The following is a 3,432-nucleotide window of genomic DNA, read 5'->3' as shown; positions in this document are numbered from 1 at the left end:
GCCATGTGCTCGGCGCCCTGCGCGGCGCTGACCGGCGGTGCGCGCGTGCCCGCGCCGCTGCCTGGGGTCCCCGTCGCCCGGGGGCACGCGGCCTGGCGCAGCGTGGCGTTCCACGCCGGCCGGCTCGCGGGCTACGCGGCCGCAGGCGCCCTGGCGGCGCTGGCCATGGACAGTCTGGCCTGGCTTACCCGCCAATCCGCGGCCCTGCGCCCGGCGTGGACCCTGGTGCATGTCGCCGTCATGGCCTGGGGGCTGTTGCTGCTGCTGCAGTCGCGCCAGCCCGCGTGGGTGGAGCAGGCGGGGCGGGCCGTGTGGGCGCGGGTGCAGCCCCTGGTGAGGGCGCCGGGCGGTGTGCTCGTGGCCGGCGTTCTGTGGGCCCTGCTGCCGTGCGGGCTGCTGTATTCGGCCCTGTTGGTCGCGGCACTGAGCGGCACGCTGCTGCAAGGGGCGCTCAGCATGGCCTTGTTTGGCGTCGGCAGCGGCCTGTGGCTGGTGGCCGGCCCATGGATCTGGGGCCGGCTCAGAAACCGCCTCGATGCGGCCCGGACCGAGTGGGGAAGCCGGGTGGCGGGGGCGCTGCTGTGCGCGGTGGCAGCCTGGGCGCTCTGGGTGGACCTGCTCCACGCGCCGGCGCTCGGGTGCCGATGAGCGCCGCGGGCCGCGCAGCGGCTCAGGGGGCGGTATCCCGGCCGCCGAAGATTCCCGTGCCCACGCGCACCAGCGTGCTGCCGGCCTGGACCGCGGCCTCCAGATCGGCGGTCATTCCCAGGGAGAGGGTGTCGAAGTCTTCGAGCCCCGGCTCCGCGTGCCCGCGTATCTGGTCAAACAATTGCTTGGCGCGCAGGTGCACGGCGCGCTGCGCTTCAAAATCAGGCGTGTGGTCGGGAATGCTCATGAGCCCGCGCACGCGCAGGCATGGCAGTTGCGCAACGGCGCGCACCAAATCCGGCGCGTCCGCCGGCGCCACGCCCGACTTGTTCGGATCCCCGTCCACGTTCACCTGAATGCAGACCTGAAGCGGCGGCAAATGCGCGGGGCGCTGGGCCGACAGACGCTCGGCAATCCGGAGCCGGTCCACGGTGTGCACCCAGTCGAAATGCTCGGCCACGGGCCGCGTCTTGTTGCCCTGGATCGGGCCGATGCAGTGCCATTGCAGCGCCGCACCGGGCAGGGCCGCGCGCAGGGCGGCGATCTTGGCCACGCCCTCCTGGATGTAGTTTTCGCCAAAGGCCCGCTGGCCGGCGGCCACGGCCTGCGCCAGCGCGTCGGCGCCGAAGGTTTTGGAGACGGCCAGCAGGGCAACGCTGGCCGGGTCGCGCCCGGCGGCTGCACATGCTTGCGAAAGTCTGCCGCGAACCTGTTGAAGCTTGTCGTAAATCGTGGTCATAATGGTTGCCAAGCCTAGCAAAGAAGATGGGCAACCAAAGCTCGGTGTTTTGCCCCGAAAATAGCAGCACAAGATGAAACGGCTGTTATTTGCGGGGCAGGACATTGGCCCAGGAGAATGAAGAGGGATACCGTGGACATTAGCCAACTGCTCGCTTTCAGCGTCAAGAACAAGGCATCCGACCTGCACCTTTCTGCGGGACTGCCGCCCATGATCCGGGTCCACGGCGACGTGCGGCGCATCAACGTCGAGCCCTTCGATCACAAGACCGTGCTCGCCATGGTGTCCGACGTCATGAGCGATTCCCAGCGCAAGACGTATGAGGAGTTTCTGGAGATCGACTTCTCGTTTGAGATCGAAGGCCTGGCGCGTTTTCGCGTCAACGCCTACAACCAGAACCGCGGCGCGGCCGCCGTGTTCCGCACGATTCCGAGCAAGATATTGTCGCTGGAGCAGCTCAACGCGCCGAAAATCTTTGCCGACTTGGCCTTGAAGCCGCGTGGACTGGTGCTGGTGACCGGCCCCACGGGGTCGGGCAAGTCAACCACGCTGGCGGCGATGGTGAATTACCTCAACGAGACCGAGTACGGCCACATCCTCACGGTGGAAGACCCGATCGAGTTCGTGCACGAGCCCAAGAAATGCCTGATCAACCAGCGCGAAGTGGGCCCGATGACGCTATCGTTCGCGGCCGCGCTCAAGTCTGCGCTGCGCGAAGACCCGGACGCCATCCTCGTGGGCGAGATGCGCGACCTGGAAACTATCCGCCTGGCGATGACGGCCGCCGAAACGGGCCACCTGGTGTTCGGCACGCTGCACACCTCGAGCGCGGCCAAGACCATCGACCGGATCATCGACGTGTTCCCTTCCGAAGAAAAGGAGATGGTGCGCGCGATGCTCTCCGAATCGCTGCAGGCCGTGGTCTCGCAAACGCTGTGCAAGACCAAGGATGGCGCGGGCCGTGTGGCCGCGCACGAAATCATGCTGGGCACCAGCGCCATCCGCAACCTGATCCGCGAGGCCAAGGTGGCGCAGATGTACTCCGCCATACAGACCGGCAACGGCGTGGGCATGCAGACGCTGGACCAGAACCTGACCGACCTCGTGCGCCGCAACATCATCAGCCCGACCGAGGCGCGCAGCAAGGCCAAGATTCCCGAAAACTTCTCGGGCTGATACGCGCACAGCGCATACCGGAGCCACTCTGATGGAACGCGACCAGGCGAGCAAATTCATCAACGACCTGCTCAAGCTGATGCTCAGTCGCAATGGCAGCGACCTGTTCATCACCGCAGAGTTTCCGCCGGCGATCAAGGTGGACGGCAAGATGACCAAGGTCTCGCCGCAGCCCCTGACCCCGAACCACACGCTCACGCTGGCCCGCTCCATCATGAGCGACAAGCAGGTGGCCGATTTCGAGCGCAGCAAGGAGTGCAACTTCGCCATCTCGCCCGCAGGCATCGGGCGCTTTCGGGTGAGCGCCTTCATCCAGCAGGGCCGGGTCGGCATGGTGCTGCGCACGATCCCGCTCATGCCGCCGACCATAGACGCCCTGGGAATGCCGCAGGTGCTCAAGGAAGTGGTCATGCACAAGCGCGGGCTGTGCATCCTGGTGGGCGCCACGGGAATGGGCAAATCCACCACGCTGGCGGCCATGGTGGACTGGCGCAACGAGCACTCGTTTGGCCACATCATCACGGTGGAGGACCCGATCGAGTTCGTGCACCCGCACAAGAACTGCATGCTGACGCAAAGGGAAGTGGGTCTGGACACCGACAACTGGTCAGTCGCCATGAAGAACATGCTGCGCCAGGCGCCCGACGTGATCCTGATGGGAGAGATCCGCGACCGGGAGGCCATGGAGCACGCGGTGGCCTTCTCCGAAACCGGGCATCTGTGCCTGGCCACCCTGCACGCGAACAATGCCAACCAGGCGCTGGACCGGATCATCCACTTCGTCCCCGAAGACTCGCGCACCCAGCTGTTGATGGATCTGTCGTTGAACCTGCGCGCCATGGTGTCGCAGCGCCTGATCCCGCGACAGG

General features: G+C 66.5%; 4 protein-coding genes. 3 read left to right on the top strand and 1 reads right to left on the bottom strand.

The window, feature by feature from the left end; translation table 11 throughout:
* Positions 1-648, top strand: a 648-nt coding sequence (locus tag VTU_RS0120910; protein WP_010108290.1) for a sulfite exporter TauE/SafE family protein, incomplete at its 5' end; no start/stop codon positions are given.
* Positions 649-670: 22 nt separating this feature from the next.
* Here VTU_RS0120910 and VTU_RS0120905 read toward each other — a convergent pair.
* Entirely contained in the window at positions 671-1,387 is a 717-nt protein-coding gene (locus VTU_RS0120905; protein WP_010108289.1) for a YggS family pyridoxal phosphate-dependent enzyme, read from the bottom strand.
* A 132-nt stretch (positions 1,388-1,519) separates the two neighbouring features.
* On the opposite strand from VTU_RS0120905, the gene VTU_RS0120900 reads away from it, so the two are divergent.
* Both VTU_RS0120900 and VTU_RS0120895 read left to right on the top strand, forming a co-directional pair.
* Complete coding sequence (locus VTU_RS0120900) at positions 1,520-2,563, top strand: type IV pilus twitching motility protein PilT (protein WP_010108284.1); 1,044 nt, start codon at positions 1,520-1,522, stop codon at positions 2,561-2,563.
* 31 nt (positions 2,564-2,594) lie between these two features.
* The coding region (locus VTU_RS0120895) for a PilT/PilU family type 4a pilus ATPase (protein WP_010108283.1) at positions 2,595-3,432 on the top strand (838 nt) is incomplete at its 3' end.

Source organism: Verminephrobacter aporrectodeae subsp. tuberculatae At4, assembly GCF_000193225.1.
In the GTDB taxonomy this organism is placed as follows: domain Bacteria; phylum Pseudomonadota; class Gammaproteobacteria; order Burkholderiales; family Burkholderiaceae_C; genus Acidovorax; species Acidovorax aporrectodeae.
This window is presented reverse-complemented; position numbering and strand designations above follow the sequence as displayed.

Bases quoted from the DNA above. Each gene is read 5' to 3' on its own strand.
- VTU_RS0120905 (WP_010108289.1), bottom strand. From the start codon at position 1,387: ATGACCACGATTTACGACAAGCTTCAACAGGTTCGCGGCAGACTTTCG.